Source organism: Desulfosporosinus lacus DSM 15449 (assembly GCF_900129935.1).
Lineage (GTDB): Bacteria > Bacillota > Desulfitobacteriia > Desulfitobacteriales > Desulfitobacteriaceae > Desulfosporosinus > Desulfosporosinus lacus.
In genome coordinates this window covers 380,316-404,172 of record NZ_FQXJ01000004.1, presented here as the reverse complement: position 1 = coordinate 404,172, position 23,857 = coordinate 380,316, and the positions used below count along the sequence as shown (strand labels likewise).

Genomic DNA, 23,857 nt, shown 5'->3' with positions numbered 1-23,857 from the left:
ATAAACAATGGATTGGCGTGAAGTTGCGGTGACAGTTTCATCTGAAGGAGAGGAAACTGTTGCCGATCTTTTTTATGAGTTGGGTTGTCCTGGTGTTAGCGTGGAAGATCCTGAACTTTTATTAAGCTATATGGAATCCGGTGAGTGGGATTACCATGCTTTTGAAGAGGTGGAGCTCACGGGAACCTGTGTGGTAAAGGGTTACTTTCCGGAGGATGATGAGCTGACGGATAAGCTTAATAAGCTCGATTTAAAAATTTTTGAGCTCATAGAGCGTTATCCTCACTGGCTTATTTTGAGAAAGGGACTCTCGTTAAAGGAAGAGGATTGGGAAACTGCTTGGAAAGCCTATTTTAAACCATTACATATTGGCAAGCATTTTCTGATTAAACCAACTTGGGAACAGGTTGATATTAAGCCTGAGGATGTCGTTCTTGAGCTTGACCCGGGTATGGCCTTTGGTACGGGAACACATCCTACGACAACCTTATGTTTAAGGACGTTAGAGGACATTATAAGACCAGGGCACATGGTTTTCGACTTAGGAACAGGTTCTGGAATTCTTGCTATTGCAGCGGCAAAACTCGGGGCGAAGGTAGATGCGGTGGATCTTGACTCGGTGGCAATCAGAGTGGCTCAAGAAAATGTTACTTTGAATAATGTGAATGACCGAGTACGAGTATTACGGGGAGATTTGGGGACTGTGCTTGCCGGACAGGCAGATGTTGTTATTGCCAATATTATTGCTGACGTAATTTTAATGTTACTGCCGGATTTAAAGCGTTTATTACATCAGGATGGTGAGTTTTTAGCGTCCGGAATTATTGACAATCGGGCCGATGAAGTTGAAGTTGCACTAAAGGAAGCAGGATTTAAAATTGTAGAACGTGTCGAAGATTCTGGCTGGATTTTATTTCGAGCGAGGTGGGCTTAAAATGAATCGGTTTAAAATTACTGAACTGGGCAGAGATGTTTTTTGGCTGCGTGATGCGGAACGAGAACATCTCGTTCGAGTACTCCGACTTTCCCCCGGAGATTTGGTGGTAGGTTATGATAATACTGGGCGGGAATATACCAGTGTTATTGATACTATTGAGGATAAAAGTGTCACCTGTCGAATTCTCAGTACGGATCAACCGGATGTAGAAGCTCATACCTCGGTTTTTGTGGTGGCAGGACTTTCTAAAGGGGAAAAGATGGAATGGGTAATTCAGAAAGGAACTGAGTTGGGAATGGCAGGACTTATTCCTTTGCGAGCTAAACGTTCTATCGTACATATTGAGGGAAAAAAAGCTCAGGACAGGGTCCTTCGTTGGCAAAAAATCGCCTCCGAGGCTTCAAAACAGTCTCATAGGGTACAAGAACCCGAAATATTTGAGGTGTGTGATTGGAAGGATCTTAAAAAACATTTACCTGAGAATACCCAGTGGCTTATTCCTTATGAAGAAGAGAAGACGCAGCGCTTGACCACTGTGCTTGGAACGATGAAGGCTGAACACCCTACTGCTATAATCATTGGCCCTGAGGGCGGGTTTGAAGAGACCGAGGTAGCTTGGGCGCAAGAAAACCTGGGTGCACAAAGTGTTTCGTTGGGACCGAGGATTCTTCGGACGGAGACAGCAGCTGTGGCAACGCTTACGCTGGTGTTGGGGCATTTTGGGGATATCGGCTGACTTGTGTGTACATCGCTCGGTCATACGACGCAGAGCAAACTAACCGTTCAAGCTCTTGGCTTTGGGGAGCGGGGTTCATCCTTCGGCGATAGTATTATTTCAAGAACCCGCCTACGGCGATAATCTCCACTGGAGACTATCGTGCCAGATGAGCCGTCCGTGGCTCACTGGCGGCAGTGTACATCCTTGTACACTGCCCCGTATGTGGGGTCGCTTGAACGGAAGTTTGCTATTCTGCTTACGTAAAGACGTCGCTGATGTATCACACTGCGTCCCGGGGCTAGGAACGGGGGAGACGCTTGTTTGGGAGAAGGCACATTTCAATGTGCGCCTTCCTTTGCAAGTATGGGAAGTTGTTCGATCTTAAAGCGAGAAGTGGGCCTTGGCTCACAGGCAGTAGCGGATGTCTGCTTTGGAGATAGTAAACCAGGAACCACGGAAAAAGGTGGAATATTAATGCCCTATGATAGTCAAAATACAATGGTCGAACTACAAAAAGCAGTTTGTTTCGTCACACTAGGCTGTAAGGTGAATCAAACTGAAAGCGAAGCCATGGCTCAACTTTTTCGAGAGGCGCAGTATCAAGTGGTTAGTGCTCAAGAGGAAGCGGATGTTGTTGTTGTTAATACTTGTACTGTGACGAATACTGGTGACAGTAAATCCCGTCAGGTGATTCGCCGGATGATTAAGGCTCACCCCGAGAGTGTTGTGGTGGTCATGGGTTGTTATGCTCAAACGGCTCCGGGGGAAGTTTTAGGGATTGAAGGGGTGGATCTGGTTCTTGGGACTCAGGATCGCGCGAAGATCCTGGAATGGATTGAGAAAGTTAAGGCAGAAAAGGTGCCTCAGAATGCTGTGCGCGGGATTTGGGATGCTGAGGAGTTTGAAGAGCTTCCGCAACTTAGTGAAGAGCACCGGACGAGGGCGATGCTGAAGATTCAGGAAGGGTGCAATCAGTTTTGTACGTACTGTATTATTCCTTATGCCCGAGGGCCTTTGCGCAGTCGGCGCCCTGAGAATGCCATTGCTGAGGCTCAGCGGCTGGTTGCGGAGGGGTATCCGGAAATTGTCTTGACGGGTATTCATACGGGATTCTATGGCGAGGATTTGCAAGAGGATTGGAATTTGGCTCGTTTAGTAGGGGAGTTGGAAAAAATCCCTGGTCTCCGCCGCTTGCGGCTGAGTTCGATTGAGCCAATGGAATATACGTCTGAGTTGATTGAGTGCATTGCTTCGTCTGATAAAGTCTGTCCTCATTTACATATACCCCTCCAGAGTGGAAGCGATAATGTGTTAGCTCGTATGCATCGTCCCTATGATTTAAAGGAGTACAGTGCCTTATTGGCAAGACTTCGACAGCGGATTCCAAATCTTGCTGTGACGACGGACATTATTGTCGGGTTTCCTGGGGAGACGGATGAAGACCATGCCTCTACTATGGAGTTTGTAAAGTCTTGTAATTTTTCCGGAATTCATGTGTTTCCATATTCTAAGCGGAAAGGGACCCCTGCTGCGGATTATCCGGATCAAGTTTTGAAGCAATTAAAGGATCAAAGGGTCAAGGAGCTTTTAGTGGTTGCGCGGGATAGTCAGGCGAGGTTTAGTCGCAGTTTTATTGGAAAATCGGTTGATGTGTTGATAGAAAGAGTTGATTTAAAAGGATGTGCTGTTGGGCATACTCCTCATTATATTCAGGTGGAAATTCCTGCTCGTGAGGATGGCAAGCTGTGGGTCTCTGGGGAATTTGTAACTGTTGTATTGGAAGAACACCATGTCAAACTTTCCTAGGCAGGCATTTCTATACCAATTGCTTTGCTATGAGCTATAAGTAAATATAAAGGAAGTAATAAGTAAGTGAACCAGGCAAAAGATCTCTTTCCATAGGGGCAATGGGAATACGAGAAATTTGAATGTCAACGCCCAAGGGGAGCTTTCTTAAATACTTCTGAAAAGAAAGATTGTGAACTAGTCAATAACTAGTCAATATAGTTGTTTTAGGTGAATAAGATATGGGAGGTAATGAATACAAATGTCGGATTGTATCTTTTGTCAAATAGCCCTTGGTAAGATTCCCAGTGAAATCGCTTATGAAGATGATGAGTTAATTGCTTTCAAAGATATTCAGCCGTTAGCTCCTGTGCACTTGGTAATTATTCCTAAAATACATTTGCGCAGTCTCAATGATGTTACCCCCGAAAATGAACGGTTAATCGGCCATCTGTTTGGGATCATCCGACGGCTTGCAGGGGAGTTTGGAGTGGCAGAATCTGGCTACAGAGTGGTCACCAATACTGGGACTGACGGAGGACAGGTCGTGGGGCACCTGCATTTTCATTTACTCGGGGGTCAGGCCCTGAACGCTAGAATTGGATAATTTTTAGTGATGCTTTGAGTTAGATCAGTTGAGTTAACCAGTCTACGGACTAAAGTGAGCTTGACGCGACCAACTTCATCCAGTATAATAATGGAGTATATTTGTGATGATCCAGTGGAGGGAGGGATAGACAATGAGTGAAGTCAAAGTTGGTAAAAATGAATCCCTTGATGCCGCACTCCGCCGGTTCAAGCGTTCTTGTCAAAAGGCAGGTGTTAGTGCAGAAGCTCGTAAGCACGAGGCATATGAGAAACCAAGTGTGAAGAGAAAGAAAAAGTCTGAAGCTGCACGTAAACGCAAGTTCAAGTAAGGAGTGTCTCGAATTGACCCTGAAAGATCGCTTGGTTGAGGATATGAAGGCTGCCATGAAGGCCAAAGAGGAGGGGAAGGTTAGACTTTCCGTCATCCGAATGGCTAGGGCTGCCATAAAAAATGCTGAGATCGACAAGAGAATTGAATTTAACGATGAGCAAGTCATCGAAGTTTTAGCACGCGAAATGAAGCTGCGTCGGGATGCGCTTGAAGTTTTCGGGCAAGCGGATCGCCCCGATAAGGTTAAGGCTCTGGAAGAGGAAATAGTCGTTCTAATGGATTACCTTCCTCAACAGCTTTCCGAAGGGGATATTCGCAAACTCGTTCAAGAGACCGTTACCACACTAGGGGCACAAAGCATTAAAGACCTCGGGAAAGTCATGGGGGCATTAACTCCTAAGACAAAAGGACGGGCTGACGGCAAAATTGTCAATCAGATCGTTCGGGAAATTCTTGGGGCATAAGCTTAATTATGCTTAGTGAAAGAGGCCCAGTTACGGAAGTAGCTGGGCCTCTTTTATACGATTTCCCTAAAATGTTTAAAACAATTTGATCAAGGCTTGGACTATTATTGCTTTTCCTTTCATAAATATCCAGAGAAGGGAGGGCTTTTTTTGTTCAAGAAAATACAGACCAGCGTTGGAGAAGTTTTGGATTTTCCGCCGGATGTAGTGGGAGAAGGTCCTAAAATTACGATAACTGGACGAAGGCAAGTAATGGTTGAGAATTACAGCAGTATTCTTAACTTTTCAGAGGAAGAAATACGGCTGGAAACTGCGGAGGGAGATATCTTTTTTAGAGGAAAGGGGTTAATGCTTAAGGTTATCTTAGCTACTGAACTGCAGATCGAAGGGGAATTGTTTTCCTTTTCGTTTGGCGGAGGGGAGATAGAGTAATGTTTGAATGGTTGCGAACGTTCTGGCATGGGCGAATTCTTTTCCTCGCACGGGGAGAGCAATTAGCGCGCTTCGTTAATCTAGTCTCAAGAGACGGTATCATTCTTTATCATACCCAAAAATCTGAACGGGGGATGCGGGCACAGATTAAGCTTGCAGATTTTCGACGATTGCGTAAGGCCGCACGCCAGACACGTACAAGGGTACATATTGTTGCGAAATATGGCTGGCCTTTTGTTGCTGCACGTTGGTGGCGAAGAAAGGGACTATTGCTGGGGATTTTAATTATTGCTTCTGTACTGACGATTCTGTCTCAACTTGTGCTTTCAATTTCCGTGTCGGGAAACAAGAACCTTAGGACTCCCGAAGTACTTGAACGGGCTGAAAATCTTGGGCTTAAAACATGGGTGTACTCGAAAAAATTAAATTTAAACGGGATTGCCAAAACACTTCAGGAACAACTGCCTGATGCTGCTTGGATAGGTATAGAACGTCATGGGACGAACATAGAAATCAAAGTATCGGAGAAAATACGTCCGTCAATTCCCAATGAGGCAGGGAACCTTGTCGCTAGTCGTGCAGGGATAGTTAAGGAAATTATGGTGATTGAGGGGACGCCGCTGGTTCATGAGGGGGAAACCGTTCGGGCTGGGCAAGTCTTAATTAAGAGCCCTGGAAATAATCAGAGCACTTCAAAAGGTACCCCCCCTGTCTCAGTGGCCAGAGGGTTTGTCCGAGGGAGAGTATGGTATAGTGCTGAAGCTCAAATTCCATTAGTTGAGGATAAAGTAGAGGAAAGTGGAAGAGTTGCCACAGGAAGAGGTATAAAATTTGGTTCCCGCGTTATAATGCTAACTATACAGAATTCCCCGTTTGAGCAATCTCGCCAAGAAGAGATCAGTCAATCTTTAAAACTCTGGAGGAATTGGCGTTTTCCTGTCGAAGGTATAAGAGTGAATCATATAGAACTTCGTAATCTGCATATTGAACGTTCTGTTGCTGAAGCTCGCCAACTAGCTGAACAAGCAGCTCGGGCCGAAGTTCAGAAAAAGATCACGCTGGGAGTTCCAATTGTGTTAGAAACAGTGAAGGTTCTTTCTAATAATTCCGATTCAGAACGAGTTAGAGTAGAAGTAGAAACCTACGAAGATTTGGCTGTATATGCCAATCCGTAGGAGCAGCGATATTTTTTGCCAATGGGGAAGGCGTGAACCCTAGGTATGGCACTGGGAAGTAAGGATGATGGTATTGAAGATAAAAATGTTCAAAACGATCTGGGATGAGCTGTCTAGCCGTTTTGATTGGCTTAAACATCACACCACTTGGTTTCGGGCCATTGTTGGGGTGATGTATTTTCTGTTGCTTACGGTTTTGTTATCTTCCAATATTTTTGTATCCACACTGCATTTAGAAGTAGGAGAGCCTAGCCCTCAGCTCATTACTGCGCCGTGGACTAGGGTTATTGTGGATCAAGCAAAGTATACTCGTGATAAGGAGGCTGCGGCAAAAGCGGTTCCGCCGGTGTATAAGCCGGATGAGGAGTATTTGACCTTGTTGACCAAAGAAGTCGGAAGTGCGTTTATCTCTCTGCGCGAGGCCTCAGATGATAACGACATCAGTATTAGTGAACTTAAGAAATTAGAGCCCTTTGCGAGTTTGCCGGAGAGTTTATTAACATCTCTGATTGAAACTGTGCCCGATGAATTAGATAAGGCCGAAAAAGCCGGCAGAGACATTATCTTAAACAAAGCACGCAGTTTGGAGACTGGAGCTCGGACTAGCGAAGATATGCCAGCGTTTCGTGATCGGACTAAAGCAGATTTAGACCAGTCCGAATTGAATGAGGATTTTAAAGTTTTTTTTAAGGCTTTCGTAGACCGAGAAGTGACGCAACCAACCTTGATCGTGGATGAAGCAACTATGGATGTGTTGCGAGCGGCGGCACGAACTGCAATAAAGCAGGAGGAGCTTCATTATAAGGCCAACCAAAAAATCGTGGGGGTTGGTGATATTGTCGATGAGACAATTTACGAAGTCCTGGTTGCCTATGGTTTGATTAACAACCAAAATACAGGGAAATCAGTGGCGGGGATTGCCATGATTGTGCTTATTGGAATGGGCTCGATTTTACTGTATTTATTTCAGTATAAAAGGGATATCTTCCGAATGACTAATCGTCTTGTGCTTATCGGACTTACTATTAGCCTTGTTTTGGCGATTGGGAGAGCAGTGATCGCTTTAAATTTGGGGACTGACTTTAATTCTTTGTCAGGTATGCTTATTCCAATAGCTTGGGCGACCATGACAGTTGCGATTTTAGTTGGCGTGGATATAGCCATTATGGTTTCCTTGGTCTTAGCGGTTTTTGTATCTGTCTTAGTGGATCCTGCTCTTTCGACCTCTTTCGGCCTGCATTCAGGCGTAGTGGCGCTCTTTGGCGGGATTGTTGGTGTTTACAGTGTTTCTCGTTTAAGCCAGCGTTCTGATTTGGCGCGTGCAGGGATATTCGTATCTGCCGTTAACGTTTTGGTGATCAGCGGGATTGCGTTAACCTCAGACATGCGTTTAGCTGTTTGGGTGGTTGGTGTGATCTTAGGGATTGTCAATGGCTTAGCGTCTTCGTTTTTGACGGTAGGGGCCTTACATTGGTTTGAGTCAGGATTTCATATTACGTCATCTGTTCGATTATTAGAACTATCCGACCCTAATAGACCGTTGCTGAAACGCTTATTGTTGGAGGCACCGGGGACATACCATCACAGTATTCTGGTAGGCAATTTGGCCGAAGCGGCTGCGGAAGCTGTTCAAGCGGATGCTACATTGGTTAGAGTTGCATCCATGTATCATGATATTGGCAAGTTGAAACGTCCTTACTTTTTTATTGAAAATCAATTTACCCAAGATAACCCTCATGATAAGATCGCTCCTACTCTAAGCTCGTTGATTATCACGTCTCATGTCAAGGATGGGCTAGAGCTGGCGAAGGATAATAAACTTCCGGTGCAGATCCAAGATATCATTGCTCAGCACCATGGAGACAGTCTTGTAAGTTTCTTTTACCATAAGGCTCTTGAGGAATATGAAAATGTCCCGGAGGAAACTTTCCACTATGAAGGTCCCAAACCCCAGACCAAAGAGGCTGCCTTGGTTGCTCTGGCGGACAATGTCGAAGCCGCTGTAAGGTCTATGAAACAACCAACTCCGGGGCGGGTCGAAGGATTTGTACGGAAGATTATCAAAGACAAACTGAACGACGGACAATTGGATCAGTGCGATTTGACGTTTCAGGACTTAGACCGGATTGCAATGGCCTTTGTACGTGTTTTGAGCGGTATTTTCCACTCCCGGGTTGAATATCCGGAGATGCCAGGCATTAGGGAGAGTAATAATCATTCAATGCATAAGAAACTTGTGGATGAAGTGGGTCAAGAGGATGATGCAAGCTCTCAAAAGGAAAAGCAACCGGAAAGTCCTGAGGGAACAGTTGAAAGTATAGTTTCGCGAGAAGGATAGATAACATTAGGAAAAAACAGGCACAATGAAATAGGAAGAAGATTAACAAAGGTTATCCTAAGATGATAAAAACAGGCTGATTTTGAAAATCGAAAGGGGGAAGGGTAGACCCCATTCCGGCTCATAGGTGGGTTTGCTCGAAATTGTGTGATCATAGATATCTCTTGGGAAGAAGAATCGATTTTGCAGGAACAGCGTGAACCGCTGGCGACTATGCTAAATAAAGCTATTAATGAGGCTGTCCGACTGTCAGATGGCTCGGAAGAGGCAGAAGTAAGCCTATTGTTAGTGGATAATCAACGCATCCATGCCTTAAATCTTGAGTATCGAGGAGTAGATCGGCCAACGGATGTTCTTTCTTTTGCCTTACAAGAAGAGATGGAGGAAGAACCGGAAATTGAGGAAGAGGACGAGATGCTTGGGGATATTGTAATCTCTGTCGAACGGGCAAGAGATCAAGCGCTGGAATATGGGCATTCCTTCGAGCGGGAGATTGTATACCTGGCTGTCCATGGGACTCTCCATTTATTAGGCTTTGATCATGAAGAAGAGAATGATAAACAAGAAATGCGCAGTAAAGAAGAAGAGGTAATGTCTAAGTTGAAGTTAGAGAGAGTATAGCAATACGCTAAGAGCTTGTAACTTCAAACGGAGGGATAAACAGATGGGGATTCGTCATAAACCGGGGTTTTTGCGCAGCCTAAATCAAGCCTGGCGTGGAATGATATACACTGTGAGGACTCAGAAGCACATGCAATTTCATGTAGTGGCAGGTATTAGTGTTTTGCTCTTTGCTTGGTGGAGCAGGGTTTCACGGTTTGAATGGTTGATTCTTATTTTGGCGATTGGGAGCGTCATTAGTGCTGAGGTCATGAATTCCGCCATTGAAACTGTGGTTGATATGGCGCAACCGAACTATCACCCTCTAGCGGGAATGGCCAAAGATGTTGCGGCAGGTGCTGTTTTAGTTACTGCGATTCAAGCAGCAGTGATCGGGATGATAGTTTTTGCCCCGGCATTGTTGCGATTTACGAGAGGGATCTTTTAGGCAGGAGGGGGAATCTATCTTCTGTCATTTTTAGAAAGGTTTGCTAGGAGTTGTTTTGTGTGAAGCAGGATCAATCCCAAAACACAGAGAGAATTGAGTCAGAGCTAGCAGGTATGCTCGATCCTAAGCTCATACAAGAACTTATTGACCGGGCCAAGGCAGCATATGAACAAGCGTATGTGCCCTATTCCCATTACCCAGTCGGGGCGGCAGCGCTGTTTTCATCAGGAAAGATTTATAGTGGTTGTAACGTGGAAAATGCCAGTTATGGTTTAACAGTTTGCGCAGAACGAAATGCAATTTTTCAAGCGATTGCTCGAGGGGAACGAGAATTAAAGGGAATCGTGATTGCTGTTCCGAGTGACGTTTTTCCATCTCCATGCGGTGCATGCCGGCAGGTAATTCGTGAATTTGCTGTGGATTGTCCGGTCATTTTGATGAATGGGCAAGGGCATTTGCGGTGGACAAGTTTGAAAGTGCTGTTGCCGGAGGCGTTTGGGCCGGAGTTTCTATAGGGGACTTGCGTGTACATCGCTCGGTCTTACGACGCAGAGCAAACTAACCGTTCAAGCTCTTGGCTCTGGGGAGCGGGGTTCATCCTTCGGCGATAGTATCATTTTAAAGAACCCGCCTACGGCGATAATCATCCTACGCCGATAAGTATCGTTTGGAGAATAGCGGCTTCGGCGATACTCTATCCTACGCTGATGGGCATTCCTAGTAGGACCACGGCTTCGGCGATACTCTCCACCGGAGACTATCGTACTGGAGACTATCGTACCAGATGAGCCGTCCGACGACCATGGATGGGTCTAGTGCCCCTGTAGCCCGAAGACACTGTCTTCGCACGGATTAGCCTTCTTGCAGGACGGCGAGAAGGGGTCATGGGCTCACTGGCGGCAGCGCACGTCCGTGTGCGCTGCCCCGTATCTGGGGTCGCTTGAACGGAAGTTTGCTAAGCTGCTTACGTAAAAGACGTCGCGGATGTATCACACTGCGTCCCGGGGCTTGGAACGGGGAACGGGGTTACGACTGCTTGGGAGAAGGCACATTTCATGTGTACCTTCCTTCTTAAGGGGTGCTTATGTTATTGAGCTGTTCTGAGGGGTGTGTGAAATTTCTTTAAGAATACTTGCTCAGATGTCTGCTGAATAGACGTTATTAGTTAAGGTTATGGTAGTATATAGATAACATGAAAAATTAATGCTAGAAGATAGGGAAGTGACTTCACCGTTGGGTTCATTAAAATCAGATGAATTTCGTTCAGGTTTTGTGTCTGTTATTGGAAGACCGAATGCAGGGAAATCAACCTTGCTTAATCATTTGTTAGGACAGAAAGTGCTTATCATGTCCGATAAGCCTCAGACTACCCGTAATCGAATCCAGTGTATCTTGACCGAGGAACGGGGACAGATTGTTTTTTTGGATACGCCTGGAATACATAAGCCAAAGCATAAGCTAGGAGAATTCATGGTTGGTGCGGCTAAGGAATCCATGCGAGAGGTTGACGTGATCCTTTATATGGTGGATCTTTCGGCGGATTACGGTGCCGGGGAAGAGTTTATCATTGAAATGCTCAAGCAAACGAAGACTCCCTGTGTGCTTGCTTTGAATAAAGTTGACTTATTGAGTAAAGATCAGTTGATGCATAAAATTCAGCATTTCTCGAGTTTGGCAGATTTCAAGGCTATCGTACCTATTTCTGCAAAAACAGGGGAAAATACAGATGAACTGTTAAAAGTGATTTTTGATAAAATGCCTATGGGTCCGATGTATTATCCTGAAGATGAAGTGACTGACCAACCGGAGCGTTTTATTATGGCGGAGTTAGTACGGGAAAAAGTACTTCAACTGACCCGTGATGAGGTCCCGCATTCAATTGCTGTTGTAATTGAAGAGGTTGAAGAAAAGAAGACTTTGGTTAAAGTGCGAGCCTTGGTTGTGGTTGAGCGAGATTCTCAAAAAGGGATTATCATCGGGGCAGGGGGTAAACAACTTAAGGAAATTGGCCGCTTGGCTCGTTTGGATATCGAGGCCTTGTTGGGCAGTAAGGTGTTTTTAGAGCTTTGGGTTAAAGTTAAAAAAGATTGGCGGAACAGGCCGGATAGCTTGCGAAACTATGGCTATGGAAAGGAAAAGGGATAACATAGATGAATATTGCAGGAATAACAGATCACACATTATTAAAACCTCAAGCGTCTGAAAAGGATATTGTGGCACTTTGTCATGAAGCTCAACAGCATAAGTTTGCGGCTGTTTGTGTTAATCCGTGTTATGTGCAAACGGCTTCTAAACTTTTGCATGGAACGGGGATTTGTATTGCTGCTGTTGTTGGGTTTCCATTAGGGGCGACGTACACAGAGGTTAAAGTCCAGGAAGTATTTATGGTTAAAGCACATGGCGGTAAAGAAGTGGATATGGTCATAAATGTCGGATGGGCGAAATCCGGAAATTGGGAAGCGGTTGAGCGGGATATTACCAGAGTGGTAGAAGCTGCCCATGAGTGCGGGTTAGTTATAAAGGTTATTATCGAAACCAGTTTGCTTACTGAAGATGAGAAAAAATCGGCGGCCGAGATTGTTAAACGTTCGGGGGCAGATTTTATTAAGACTTCAACGGGTTTTGCCGGAGGTGGAGCCACCATCGAGGATGTGCGGAATCTGAAAAAATGGGTTGGAGAAAATGTTAAGGTTAAGGCATCAGGTGGAATCAGGACGAAGGAGTTTGCGCTTGAGCTTGTGGAGGCTGGGGCGGATAGGTTGGGGACAAGTGCGGTGCTTGCTTAAGAGGGCTTGTGGAGGACTTGTGTGTACATCCGCTCGGTGCTTACGACGCAGAGCAAACTAACCCGTTCAAGCTCTTGGCTTTGGGGAGCGGGGTTCATCCTTCGGCGATAGTATCCTTTTAAAGAACCCGCCTACGGCGATAATCTCCACTGGAGACTATCGTGCCAGATGAGCCGTCCGTGGCTCACTGGCGGCAGTGTACATCCTTGTACACTGCCCCGTGTTTGAGGTCGCTTGAGCGGAAGTTTGCTTAGCTGCTTACGTAAAGACGTCGCTGATGTATCACACTGCGTCCCGGGGCCTAGGAACGGGGGCGACGTTTTGGGGAGAAGGCACATTTCATGTGCGCCTTCATGCTTTAAGGCACAAAGTCAGCTTTTCATCCACAAAAATGCATACTAAGATCATAGAATACAAAGAATAGAAAGGGTGAGTGGGCGTGGCCGTTTATCATGCGGACGCGTTGGTGATCCGCAGCAAGCAATTTGGTGAGTCGGATCGGGTACTCACTCTTTTTTCCCGTGAATTGGGGAAGCTTCAAGCTGTGGCAAAAGGGGTGCGCAAACCTAAGAGTCGTCAAAGAGCGGGGGCTCAATTATTTACATATGGGGATTTTCTGATTCATCGGGGGAAGAGTCTGGATACCGTCAGTCAGTGCAGCCCTAAGGAAAGCTTCCCTCATCTTTGGAATGATCTGGATCGGTCATTCGCTGCTACGGGGATTGCTGAGCTGTTAGATATCTCGACAATACCTGATCAGCCTAATACGGAACTCTTTACACTTACTTTGACCTGTTTTTTTCTACTGGAACAATTTGATCCATCTCTTGTGCTTAGTGCATACTCTTTGCGGTTAATGGAAGTTTTGGGGTATCGTCCGCTTCTGGGAGAATGTGCTGAGTGTGGGGTTAGCGTGAAGGGGGATCGGATGTTTTTTAGTTTAGAAGCCGGTGGTACTTTATGTGGGAATTGTCAGGAGAACTATTCTGGGCGATGGATTCGGGCGGGCAGTATTGCATTTATGCGTCAGTTGATTCGTGCTGATATTACTAAGCTGGACCGTATGCGTTGGGGGGCTTGGATGCAGCAAGAGATTTTGGAGACATTACGAGTTTATCTTGAGCATAAGTTTGAGCGTCCTCTTAAATCGTGGAGGATGGGAAGTTTAACCCAGGATTCATTGGAGCGAAGTTTTGATGGAAAGGAAGGCAGAGAAAATGAATGAACCTTGGACAGAACTTGAAAAGATAGATATTTTGCGTGAACGAATGGGGATTGGATATGAAGAGGCTCGTTCGGCCTTAAACTTGGCTCAGGGTGATTTACTGAAGGCTTTGGATGATTTAGAGAAGGTTCGAAATGGTTTAGGGCAAGACTGGAATTTTGAAGAGCGTGGACAGGGGATCTTGGATAGTGTGAAATCTACGATATCGAATATTAGTCACTCTACAATCAGCCTCAAACGGCATGACAATACGATCATCAGCCTTTCAGCTCCCTTGGGACTAGCTCTGGCGTATACAATTTGGAGGAAGCCTGGTTTGCGAATGCTGGCACTTGTAGGTGCTGTAGGGGCGGCAATTAACCATTTTGAGTTGGAAGTTGCTTCTAAAGAGGATTATTCTCACGATGAAGGAACGGGAGAGTTTTAGTTTGCTATTTGATATTTTTGCTAAATAAGTGACTTGGACATTAGCGCTATTTAAAATTACTAGGATTTCCTATTTGAAAATAGTTGCTTTAGCCTTGTAGAAGTATTTAAGCTGTTTAAATTAGATTTACAAGGATAATTCTTGTATGAAAAGAGAGAGAATATGGATTTCGTCGAATCAATCAAAAGATATATTCCATATAATGAGCAAGAGGAAAAGGATAAAGAGGTAATTCTAAATTGCTTAGGGGTATTTGAGGACGTTTTAACGAGAAATAATAAGATTGCTCATTTCACAAGCTCCGCTTTCGCAGTAAATAATTCAAGAGATAAAGTGCTTGTAATCCATCATAATATTTATGATTCTTGGTCTTGGACAGGTGGACATGCGGATGGGGAAAAGGACCTTTTAACTGTGGCTGTTAAAGAATTGAAGGAGGAAACTGGAGTTAATAATGTTCACTTGGTTATTCCGGGCATATTTTCTTTGGACATACTTCCGGTGTTAGGGCATATGAAAAGAGGGGAGTATGTATCCCCACATCTACATTTATCAGTGGCATTTTTGATGGAAGCTGATGAGAATGACGCTCTGATTGTTAAAGAAGATGAAAATAGCGGGGTTAGATGGATTCCGTTAGAAAAATTGATTGAATATAGCAATGAACCTCATATGCATAAGGTGTATACGAAGTTTATTTCTAAAATTAAAAAATTATAGAGTACTTAGCATATCGCCTAACAAAAGGTTGCATCACGAAAAAGCAGTTCTAGTTCTCGATACATTTGACACAATTTCTTCCTCAGCATATAATAAATAAAATTAATGACTTTAATATGCGATGATGGGAAAGAAGTTCACGAATCCTCTCTAATAGCGAGTTCGGGTGGGTGGAAGCCGAAATGAGAGAAGTGAATGGGGCAACTCTGAGCACGTAAAACGAAGAGGACCCTGAGGGGTCAAACAGGGTGGAACCGCGGGAACAAGCTCTCGTCCCTGTAGCTTAAAAATGCTACGGGGGTGAGGGCTTTTTCATTGTTTTTGGCATATGGCAAAAATTTCGGGGAGATATTTTATGTGGATCACAAAGTAAGGGGACATTGCAAAGGCCCCTTACTTTCAACAAAATCAATTCTTGAGGAGGCTTATTATGAAGTTCCAAGATATTATCTTAACCCTTAACCAGTTTTGGGGAGAACAAGGGTGTATTATTGCGCAACCATATGATGTAGAAAAAGGGGCGGGTACTATGAACCCGGCAACTTTTTTAAGGGCTCTGGGACCGGAGCCCTGGAATGTAGCTTATGTTGAGCCGTCTCGCAGACCTACGGATGGTCGGTATGGAGAGAACCCTAATCGGTTACAGCACTATTTTCAATACCAAGTCATTCTTAAGCCCTCTCCGGACAATGTTCAGGAGCTATATTTGCAGAGTCTTGAGCGGCTGGGAATTAATCCTCGTGAGCATGATATTCGGTTTGTAGAAGATAATTGGGAGTCGCCAACTTTAGGGGCCTGGGGGTTAGGCTGGGAAGTCTGGCTAGATGGAATGGAAGTGACTCAGTTTACGTATTTCCAACAGTGCGGAGGGATTGACTGCAAACCGGTTTGTGCTGAAATCACTTACGGATTGGAGCGCCTGACCACTTATATCCAAAACAAAGATAATGTTTATGATATTGAATGGGTTGGAGATGTCACCTACGGGGATATTTATCTTCAGAATGAAATAGATTACTCACATTATAATTTTGAAGTGGCGGATATAGAAGCATTGCAAACTTGGTTTGATATGTATGAGCGTGAGGCCAAACGAGTTGTTGAGAAGGGTTTAGTGCTTCCGGCCTATGATTACGTGCTGAAATGCTCGCATACGTTTAACCTGTTGGATGCTCGGGGGGCAATCAGTGTCACGGAACGCACAAGTTACATTACTCGGGTGCGTGGGTTGGCTCGTCTTTGTGCTCAGGCTTATGTAGAGCAGCGAGAGAAATTGGGGTTCCCTTTGCTTAATAGGGATAGGGTAAGGGAGCATCAAAACACACATGAAGCGTTGCTTAACCCGCAAGAACACATGCACTCGAACCTCGAACAACGAACCTCGAACAACGATTTGGAGGTGGAGTAAGATGGCGAATGATTTTTTGCTTGAAATTGGAACGGAAGAAATCCCAGCTAAATTTTCTCCAGGGGCCATGACTCAGTTGGAAGAACAGGCACGCAAACGCTTAGCAGAGCTCCGCTTAATGTATAAGGAAATAAAGGTTTTTGCCACCCCTCGTCGTCTGGCTCTTTTGGTAATGGAACTTGCGGAAACCCAAGAGGATTTATCCATGGAGGTCAAGGGGCCGGCTGTGAAAGCCGCCTATGATGCCAGTGGAGCACCCACGAAGGCTGCCCAAGGCTTTGCCAGAGGGCAAGGCGTAGCGGTAGAAAATCTTTTTGTTCAAGAGGTTAATGGGGTACCCTATGTATTTGCTCGAAAATCAGAAGTTGGGCTTAAGACAAAAGAACTCCTGCCTCAACTTGCTATTGATACTATTAACTCCTTGCATTTTCCAAAGCCAATGCGCTGGGGCGAACTTGATTTTCGTTTTGCTCGGCCTATTCGTTGGATTGTTGCACTTTACGGTTCAGATGTCGTTCCCTTTGAGTTCGTAGGTCTTGAGTCGGGACGCGCCTCCCGCGGGCATCGTACTTTAGCGACAGAGGGTGTACTGATTGGCCAACCCTCGGATTATCGTGAAGCTTTACGTCAGGCTTATGTGATCATCGATCCGGAGGAGAGAAAGATTGCTATCTTAGCTCAATTAAAAATTCTTGCTGAGAAGGTCGGGGGCGAGGTACCTGCAGATGAAGAACTTCTGGGTGAGGTTATTCACCTTGTGGAGTATCCCACGGCTTTAATAGGCGAAGTGGCTTCTCAATACATGCATTTACCTGAGGCTGTGATTACAACTCCTATGCGAGAGCATCAACGGTATTTCCCGGTCCGATCTCGAGACGGACAACTTCTGCCCTATTTTATTACGGTGCGAAATGGGAATGATTTCGCTTTAGACATGGTTAAAGCCGGAAATGAAAAAGTGTTGAAAGCTCGCCTGGAAGATGCGGCCTTCTATTATAGGGAAGATCAAAAAGTTTCACTGGCAGAATTAGTGCCTAAGTTAGGGAAAATTGTGTATCACGAGAAGTTGGGCACAGTTGAACAAAGGGTTGAACGCTTACGTGGTTTATCTCGATTCATGGCAGGGCGTCAAGGGTTCGGAGCGGCTAAACAAGAAGAGATTGATCGAACTGCATATTTAGCTAAAGCAGATCTAGTAACCTTGATGGTCAGTGATTTCCCTGAATTGCAAGGAATCATGGGTGCGGACTACGCCAAAGCCAGTGGAGAGAAGCCTGAGGTCTGTCAAGGAATACTCGAACACTATCAACCTCGTTTTGCAGGAGATGCGACGCCGGCCTCTGATTCAGGACGCGTGGTCAGCATTGCAGATAAACTAGATGCAATTGTGGGGGCATTCAGCATTGGGATTCAACCTACAGGGTCTCAAGATCCTTATGCTCTCAGAAGGCAAGCCCAGGGGATTGTGGCAATCCTTTTAGACTCAGGGTGGGATCTTTCCTTAAAAGAGCTTATTCTGGAGTCCTACAGCCTTCTTGAGAAGCAAGGAACGGTTCCTTTGCCCATCGGAGACATCTTACCTTTGTTACTGGATTTCTTCCAACAAAGGGTGCGTTTCGTGCTTCAGGAACAAGGTCTGCGCTATGATACTTTGGATGCGGTTTTGGCCCTTGGCAGTGATGAGATTAATCGTGTGGTGAAAAGAGCTCGGGTGCTTTCCGAAAAACGGGTGGAAGAAGCTTTTGTCCTTTATGCCCAAACCTATACTCGTTGCTTTAACCTAACCAAAAAAGAACCAACTTTAGAGTTAGATCCATCCCGTTTGGTCGATGGGACCGAAATAGCCTTAGCTGACGCAATATCTTCTCGCAGACAGAGTTTTGATCAGATGATTAGCTTGGGGAATTATGAAGAGGCCTATGATCTTGCTTGGGAACTGATCCCGCAAATCGAAGCTCTTTTCCAAGCGGTCATGATTATGGTGGAAGATGAAGACTTGAAGAAGGCACGTCTGGCGTTACTCGGTCAGTGTGTGGGGATGTTGGGATGTTTGGGTGAATTAAGTATCTTGGCTTAGTGAATAAATAAAAAGACCAATTTTTATGAACTAAAAGATTTGATTAATTTTAAAAGGGGCTACCTCATAATAAAATGGTCCCCATATCAAAGGTAATTTGAATAAGGGTGTTAAGCAATTAGAAGATGATTTCGGTATAGAGCCGGAGTCATCTTTTTTAAATTTCATAGATATCTATGATTACACTGTAGTAGTCCATAATCATCAATTAGTAGTTTTGATCCTATAAAAGTAGTGCAATGTTAGACGTACTTTATCTTTCATATGGCCATAAAAAGATTCTTGGGGAGCATTAGGCAGCTCCTTTCCCATCGAGAATAGGTTGGAGAGTAAAATCACAAAAGTAATTGTGGATTTTACTCTCCAACTTGTTTTTTTAAGTTATTCGGCGTCTCTCGAACCTCGAAAACCCCGCTTAGTATGTATTTAGCACATAAAGGGCTCAAGGCGGCGAATATACTCTTGGTCCCAGAAGTTGCTCCGGATAAACTTTTTAGTATTCACCTCACAAAATTAATTGGCTCAACGCTAAGGGCTGAATTGCTCAACTATATTCGAACTAAGTGCTTTAAACCTAGGTTTAGGCGCAACAACCGATTAGGCGACCTAGATCGCATTATGCGAGAGTTGAAGTATGCCCGGAGTATCATGAAACGTATCGGTTGCCCAATTATTGACGCCACTGGCAAAGCCATTGAAGAAACCGAGGGCATTGTATTAAGAAATTGCCGACTCAGTCAAGCTCTAACCCCTGACAAGGGAAGGCGCTCTCTATGCAAATAGCTAAATATAAGGAGGATGGCACTTATGATTCTTCTTGCTCAATGTCTTACTTTGCTAGCAGCTATTCTTGCCTGTGTAACTTCGGTCTTAAACTATATTAGCTCTAGTAGAAACAGACGATTTCTTAAGTAGAAAAGAAGTTTTGAAGAACGAAGTTTATTTGAGGTGTTTTTGCTTTCATATGGGATGTAAAGCAATACTTGAGGCTTGAATTTAATCAAATTAATTATTATATGTTCACCATCTAGTCAATTAATAATATTATATGATATAATCGATCGAATTAAACTTTATTAGTATGTCACATTGAGGTAGAGCAATAACATAAGAGGTGAAATTGGTTGGAATGGACGGAACGGCAACAGCGAATAGTGGAGATCGTGAAAGATTCGGGATCCATCACGGGTGAGAAGATTGCAGCAATGCTTAATTTGACGCGAGCTACTTTGCGCCCGGATTTAACTGTTTTGACTATGTCAGGGGTCCTAGTGGCTAGGCCGCGCGTCGGGTATTCTTATCGTGAAGATCTCGGACCTTCCCCAATTATGGAACGCATGCTCCAACTCCGAGTCTGCGCATTTAAGTCTATGCCTGTCACTGTATTGGAAGATGCGAGTATCTACGAAGCAACGGTTGCGATGTTCACGCAAAACGTAGGAAGTCTGACGGTTGTTGGGACAGACAGAGTCCTTTTAGGAATGATCTCCAGAAAAGATATTATGAAAGCCTCTTTAGGAAAAATCGACCTTCAACAGGTTCCGGTCGGTGTTATTATGACGCGAATGCCAAACATCTACATGACAACCTTAGACGAACCCGTCTTGAGCGCAGCTAAAAAATTAGTTCAACATCAGGTTGATAGTTTGCCGGTAGTAGAAGGGTATGTAGATGAGAGCGGGAATGAGTGTTATGAGGTCGTGGGCCGGTTTACAAAGACGAATGTCACAAAGCTCTTTGTGGAGATTGCGGAAACCAGGTAATCCAGAGATTAGGGGCATAAGGTTTTAAAAATCGGAAGTCTGTGGGACTTCGAATAATTCGGAGGTGAAAATGTGACGACCCAAACGTCTGTTATTTATGTCATTTCAGATGCCCTAGGTGAGACGGCTGAGTTTGTAAGTCGGGCGGCAGCGGCACAGTTCATTGGTGTAAAGACTCGAATTCGCAGGGTTCCCTATGTAAGGGATCAAACCCATTTGGAAGATATTATGGAAGAAGCTGCGGCTGAACAAGCCATTTTAGTTTATACCCTTGTACTCAAAGATCTGCGAGAGTATTTGGAGAGAAAGGCTTTAGAAAAGGGGCTTAAAACGGTTGATATACTAGGCCCGCTTATTGGCGCCTTGTCCAGTCAAACAGGTATGGATCCAACTCATACGCCGAACATCATCCATCGTCTGGATGAACAGTATTTTCGGAAAGTAGAAGCAATCGAATTCGCTGTCAAATATGATGATGGTAAAGATCCTCGCGGGGTTCTTTTTGCAGACGTTGTTCTTATCGGCGTCTCTCGAACTTCGAAAACTCCGCTTAGTATGTATTTAGCACATAAAGGACTCAAAGCTGCGAATATTCCTTTGGTTCCAGAAGTTGATCCCCCAGAGGAACTTTTTAGTATTTCAGCGCGGAAAATAATTGGTTTAACCCTAAGACCTGAATTGCTCAATCAAATTCGTACTGAGCGCTTGAAAACTCTTGGGTTAGGCGCAACAGCGGATTATGCTAACCTGGATCGCATTATGCGAGAGTTGGAGTATGCTCGAGGTATCATGAAACGTATCGGCTGCCCAATTATTGATGCTACTGGCAAAGCAGTTGAAGAAACCGCGAGCATTATATTAGAAATATTATTTAAGGGGGATAGAAATGGATAAGAAGTATGTATATTTGTTTCAAGAAGGTAAAGCCTCCATGCGCGATTTGTTGGGAGGAAAAGGGGCTAATTTAGCAGAGATGACCCAAATCGGTTTACCGGTACCCCCAGGGTTTACAATTACCACGGAAGCCTGCAATGAATATTACAGCAATGGCGAGATTTTCCCCGCAGGGATTTGGGAGCAAGTGTGGCCGGCTTTGGCAGAGGTTGAGGCGGCTTCCGGCAAACTCTTTGGAGATAAGAAAAACCCGCTCCTTGTTTCGGTAAGGTCTGGGGCGAAGTTCTCAATGCCAGGCATGATGGATACCGTTCTCAATTTAGGACTTAATGATGACACTGTGGAAGCTTTAGCTGCCAACACGCAAAACGAACGTTTCGCTTGGGACTGTTATCGCCGATTTATCCAAATGTTTGGGGATGTGGTCTTAGAAGTAGAACATTATAATTTTGAACAGATCTTGGAAAGTGCGAAAGAGAAACAAGGGGTTCGCTATGACTCCGAGCTCTCAGCAGAGAGCCTTAAATGGATGGTCATTGAGTATAAGAAAAAGATCGAACGTAAAACCGGCAAACCATTCCCCATGGATCCCAGAGCTCAGTTAATGGAGGCCGTTTTAGCAGTTTTCCGTTCGTGGAATAATGATCGCGCTAATGTGTATCGTAAAATCAACGGTATTCCCCATGAAATTGGAACCGCCGTTAATGTACAATCCATGGTTTTCGGCAACATGGGCTCGGATTCAGGAACGGGTGTGGCTTTTACACGTAACCCATCAACTGGGGAAAGTGCTCTTTATGGAGAATATCTGATGAATGCTCAAGGGGAAGACGTGGTGGCTGGGATACGGACTCCTAACCCGATTGCTACCCTGGCCCAGGAAAATCAGGAAATCTATCAACAATTTGTGGATTTCTCGAAACGCTTGGAAGCTCATTATCGGGACATGCAGGATATTGAATTCACCATTGAGCGTGGCAAACTGTACATGCTTCAAACACGTAATGGTAAAAGAACCGCGTCAGCTGCCATTCGAGTGGCAGTGGAACTTTTCCATGAAGGTGTGATCACTAAAGAAGAAGCGATTATGAGAATCGAACCGGACCAATTGGAGCATTTATTGCATCGCCGCATGGATACGGATGCCAAGTTGCAAGTGCTGGCCAAAGGACTTCCGGCTTCTCCAGGAGCAGCTTCCGGAAGGATTGTCCTAAGTGCAGAAGAGGCAGAAAGATTAGGGAATCTCGGTGAGAAAGTGATTTTGGTGCGGACTGAAACGACCCCGGATGATATTCGCGGTATCTTAGCTGCTCAAGGAATTTTGACCAGCCGCGGGGGTATGACGAGTCATGCAGCGGTTGTTTCTCGCCATATGGGCAAACCTGCTGTCTGCGGATGTGACGCCTTAAAGATTGACTATACTCAGGGTTTAGTGGTTATTGAAGGGGTAGAGTACCCTCATGGAACCATCATGTCCATTGATGGGGCAACCGGACGAGTGATTAAGGGAGAAGTTTCTATGGTCGATCCGGAGCTGAGTGAAGGGTTTAAAGAGTTCTTGGGTTGGGCGGATGAAATCTCCAGACTGCGTGTTATGGCCAATGCTGACAGTCCCACCGAAGCGTCTAACGCTCGGGATTTTGGAGCGGTTGGGATTGGGTTGACCCGCACAGAGCATATGTTTATGGATCCTGAGCGAATTCCCATTGTCCAAGACATGATTCTGGCCCAAAGCCTGGAGGATCGCGAAGATGCCTTAGCTAAGCTCTTACCTATGCAGGAAGAAGACTTCTACGGAATTTTAAAGGCGATGCAGGGTTTCCCGGTAACCATTCGTTTGCTTGATCCGCCGCTTCACGAGTTCCTTCCCCATTCTGAGGAGTTGGTCGTGGACATTACAAAACTAAGAATGAGCAAAGCCGATCCGGGATCCTTACATGACAAAGAATCCCTACTGCGCAATGTTCGGGCCTTATCTGAACTAAACCCGATGCTTGGCCATCGAGGTTGTCGTCTGGGCGTTTCCTTCCCGGAAATCACGGTCATGCAAGCCCGGGCAATTTTCCAAGCCAGTGCACGGTTGCTAAAGGAAGGGTATGACATTCACCCTGAAGTCATGATTCCGCTGATTATGGGAAAAGAAGAATTTATTATGATGCGTAAGCTGGTTGATGACACGGCTGCTGAGGTTATGAGCGAGCAAAACGTCCAAATCCACTATAAAGTTGGAACCATGATTGAGGTGCCCCGGGCGGCTCTCTTGGCGGATGAGATCGGAAAAGTCGCAGACTTCTTCTCCTTCGGGACAAACGATCTCACGCAGATGACAATGGGCCTGTCTCGTGATGATGCTCAAGGGAAGTTCCTGCCCATTTATCTGGACAAGAAGCTTATGAAAACTGATCCCTTTGTCGTACTTGATCGGGATGGGGTAGGAAAGCTAATTGGCATAGGAGTAAATCTTGGGCGAAGCACAAACCCTAAGCTCGGCTTAGGTATTTGTGGGGAGCACGGTGGAGAACCTAATTCTGTAGAATTCTGTCATATCGTTGGACTGGATTATGTCTCCTGTTCTCCGTTTAGAGTGCCTATAGCTCGCTTGGCTGCTGCTCAGGCGGCTGTTAACAACAAGGTGCAATCTAAGTAAGGCTTAAAAACGGTTAATCAAAGCTCAAAAAGCCTTATATACCAAGGGTTTGGGGAATTGATGTAAAATAAAGCAAGGGTACTATTTCTTAGTA

General features: G+C 45.1%; 21 protein-coding genes and 2 pseudogenes. All 23 read left to right on the top strand.

Features of this window, described 5'->3' with window-relative positions:
• The first annotated feature begins 7 nt into the window (after window positions 1–7).
• On the top strand, window positions 8–934 hold the full coding sequence (gene prmA / locus BUB11_RS06345; RefSeq protein WP_073028654.1) for a 50S ribosomal protein L11 methyltransferase: 927 nt from the start codon (window positions 8–10) through the stop codon (window positions 932–934).
• A gap of 1 nt (window position 935) precedes the next feature.
• A complete protein-coding gene (locus tag BUB11_RS06340) occupies window positions 936–1,673 on the top strand; it encodes a 16S rRNA (uracil(1498)-N(3))-methyltransferase (protein WP_073028652.1) in 738 nt (245 codons plus the stop codon).
• Between the two features lie 456 nt (window positions 1,674–2,129).
• Window positions 2,130–3,461, top strand: a complete 1,332-nt coding sequence (gene mtaB, locus BUB11_RS06335; protein ID WP_200797882.1) for a tRNA (N(6)-L-threonylcarbamoyladenosine(37)-C(2))-methylthiotransferase MtaB — start codon at window positions 2,130–2,132, stop codon at window positions 3,459–3,461.
• A 241-nt stretch (window positions 3,462–3,702) separates the two neighbouring features.
• Window positions 3,703–4,047: a histidine triad nucleotide-binding protein gene (locus BUB11_RS06330; RefSeq protein WP_073028650.1), complete on the top strand. Its 345-nt coding sequence runs from the start codon at window positions 3,703–3,705 to the stop codon at window positions 4,045–4,047.
• A gap of 133 nt (window positions 4,048–4,180) precedes the next feature.
• Window positions 4,181–4,357 (top strand): 30S ribosomal protein S21, encoded by a 177-nt coding sequence (rpsU, locus tag BUB11_RS06325; protein WP_014904736.1) that lies wholly within the window; start codon window positions 4,181–4,183, stop codon window positions 4,355–4,357.
• 13 nt (window positions 4,358–4,370) lie between these two features.
• Window positions 4,371–4,823, top strand: a complete 453-nt coding sequence (locus BUB11_RS06320) for a GatB/YqeY domain-containing protein (protein ID WP_073028649.1) — start codon at window positions 4,371–4,373, stop codon at window positions 4,821–4,823.
• Window positions 4,824–4,973: 150 nt separating this feature from the next.
• Window positions 4,974–5,255, top strand: a complete 282-nt coding sequence (locus BUB11_RS06315) for a YabP/YqfC family sporulation protein (RefSeq protein WP_073028647.1) — start codon at window positions 4,974–4,976, stop codon at window positions 5,253–5,255.
• A complete protein-coding gene (gene yqfD / locus BUB11_RS06310; protein ID WP_073028646.1) occupies window positions 5,255–6,430 on the top strand; it encodes a sporulation protein YqfD in 1,176 nt (391 codons plus the stop codon). Before BUB11_RS06315 ends, yqfD begins: the two co-directional genes overlap by 1 nt.
• 85 nt (window positions 6,431–6,515) lie before the next feature.
• The gene (locus BUB11_RS06305; protein ID WP_427846298.1) at window positions 6,516–8,768 is read left to right on the top strand and encodes an HD family phosphohydrolase; all 2,253 of its coding nucleotides are present in this window, start codon (window positions 6,516–6,518) and stop codon (window positions 8,766–8,768) included.
• A 147-nt stretch (window positions 8,769–8,915) separates the two neighbouring features.
• Complete coding sequence (gene ybeY / locus BUB11_RS06300) at window positions 8,916–9,389, top strand: rRNA maturation RNase YbeY (protein WP_073028642.1); 474 nt, start codon at window positions 8,916–8,918, stop codon at window positions 9,387–9,389.
• A 43-nt stretch (window positions 9,390–9,432) separates the two neighbouring features.
• Window positions 9,433–9,816, top strand: coding sequence for a diacylglycerol kinase family protein (locus BUB11_RS06295; RefSeq protein ID WP_073028641.1), 384 nt, complete (start codon window positions 9,433–9,435; stop codon window positions 9,814–9,816).
• 113 nt (window positions 9,817–9,929) lie between these two features.
• Window positions 9,930–10,331: a cytidine deaminase gene (cdd, locus tag BUB11_RS06290; RefSeq protein WP_073028886.1), complete on the top strand. Its 402-nt coding sequence runs from the start codon at window positions 9,930–9,932 to the stop codon at window positions 10,329–10,331.
• A 688-nt stretch (window positions 10,332–11,019) separates the two neighbouring features.
• Complete coding sequence (era, locus tag BUB11_RS06285; protein ID WP_073028639.1) at window positions 11,020–11,961, top strand: GTPase Era; 942 nt, start codon at window positions 11,020–11,022, stop codon at window positions 11,959–11,961.
• Between the two features lie 5 nt (window positions 11,962–11,966).
• Window positions 11,967–12,602, top strand: a complete 636-nt coding sequence (gene deoC, locus BUB11_RS06280; protein ID WP_073028637.1) for a deoxyribose-phosphate aldolase — start codon at window positions 11,967–11,969, stop codon at window positions 12,600–12,602.
• 439 nt (window positions 12,603–13,041) lie between these two features.
• Complete coding sequence (recO, locus tag BUB11_RS06275; protein WP_073028635.1) at window positions 13,042–13,827, top strand: DNA repair protein RecO; 786 nt, start codon at window positions 13,042–13,044, stop codon at window positions 13,825–13,827.
• Entirely contained in the window at window positions 13,820–14,254 is a 435-nt protein-coding gene (locus BUB11_RS06270) for a DUF4342 domain-containing protein (protein ID WP_073028634.1), read from the top strand. The genes recO and BUB11_RS06270 overlap by 8 nt, the downstream gene beginning before the upstream one ends.
• Window positions 14,255–14,416: 162 nt before the next feature.
• On the top strand, window positions 14,417–14,974 hold the full coding sequence (locus BUB11_RS06265) for an NUDIX hydrolase (protein WP_073028632.1): 558 nt from the start codon (window positions 14,417–14,419) through the stop codon (window positions 14,972–14,974).
• A gap of 430 nt (window positions 14,975–15,404) precedes the next feature.
• Window positions 15,405–16,286: pseudogene (gene glyQ / locus BUB11_RS06260) on the top strand (glycine--tRNA ligase subunit alpha); the annotation flags it as partial.
• A 97-nt stretch (window positions 16,287–16,383) separates the two neighbouring features.
• Window positions 16,384–18,459 carry a glycine--tRNA ligase subunit beta gene (gene glyS / locus BUB11_RS06255; RefSeq protein WP_073028631.1) on the top strand — a complete coding sequence of 692 codons (2,076 nt, stop codon included), beginning with the start codon at window positions 16,384–16,386 and terminating at the stop codon, window positions 18,457–18,459.
• 393 nt (window positions 18,460–18,852) lie between these two features.
• Window positions 18,853–19,242 (top strand): annotated as a pseudogene (locus tag BUB11_RS06250) (kinase/pyrophosphorylase); the annotation flags it as partial.
• 341 nt (window positions 19,243–19,583) lie between these two features.
• A complete protein-coding gene (gene ccpN / locus BUB11_RS06245; RefSeq protein WP_073028629.1) occupies window positions 19,584–20,222 on the top strand; it encodes a transcriptional regulator CcpN in 639 nt (212 codons plus the stop codon).
• A 72-nt stretch (window positions 20,223–20,294) separates the two neighbouring features.
• Window positions 20,295–21,116, top strand: coding sequence for a pyruvate, water dikinase regulatory protein (locus tag BUB11_RS06240; RefSeq protein ID WP_073028628.1), 822 nt, complete (start codon window positions 20,295–20,297; stop codon window positions 21,114–21,116).
• Entirely contained in the window at window positions 21,109–23,763 is a 2,655-nt protein-coding gene (ppdK, locus tag BUB11_RS06235; protein ID WP_073028626.1) for a pyruvate, phosphate dikinase, read from the top strand. Before BUB11_RS06240 ends, ppdK begins: the two co-directional genes overlap by 8 nt.
• Window positions 23,764–23,857 lie beyond the last annotated feature (94 nt).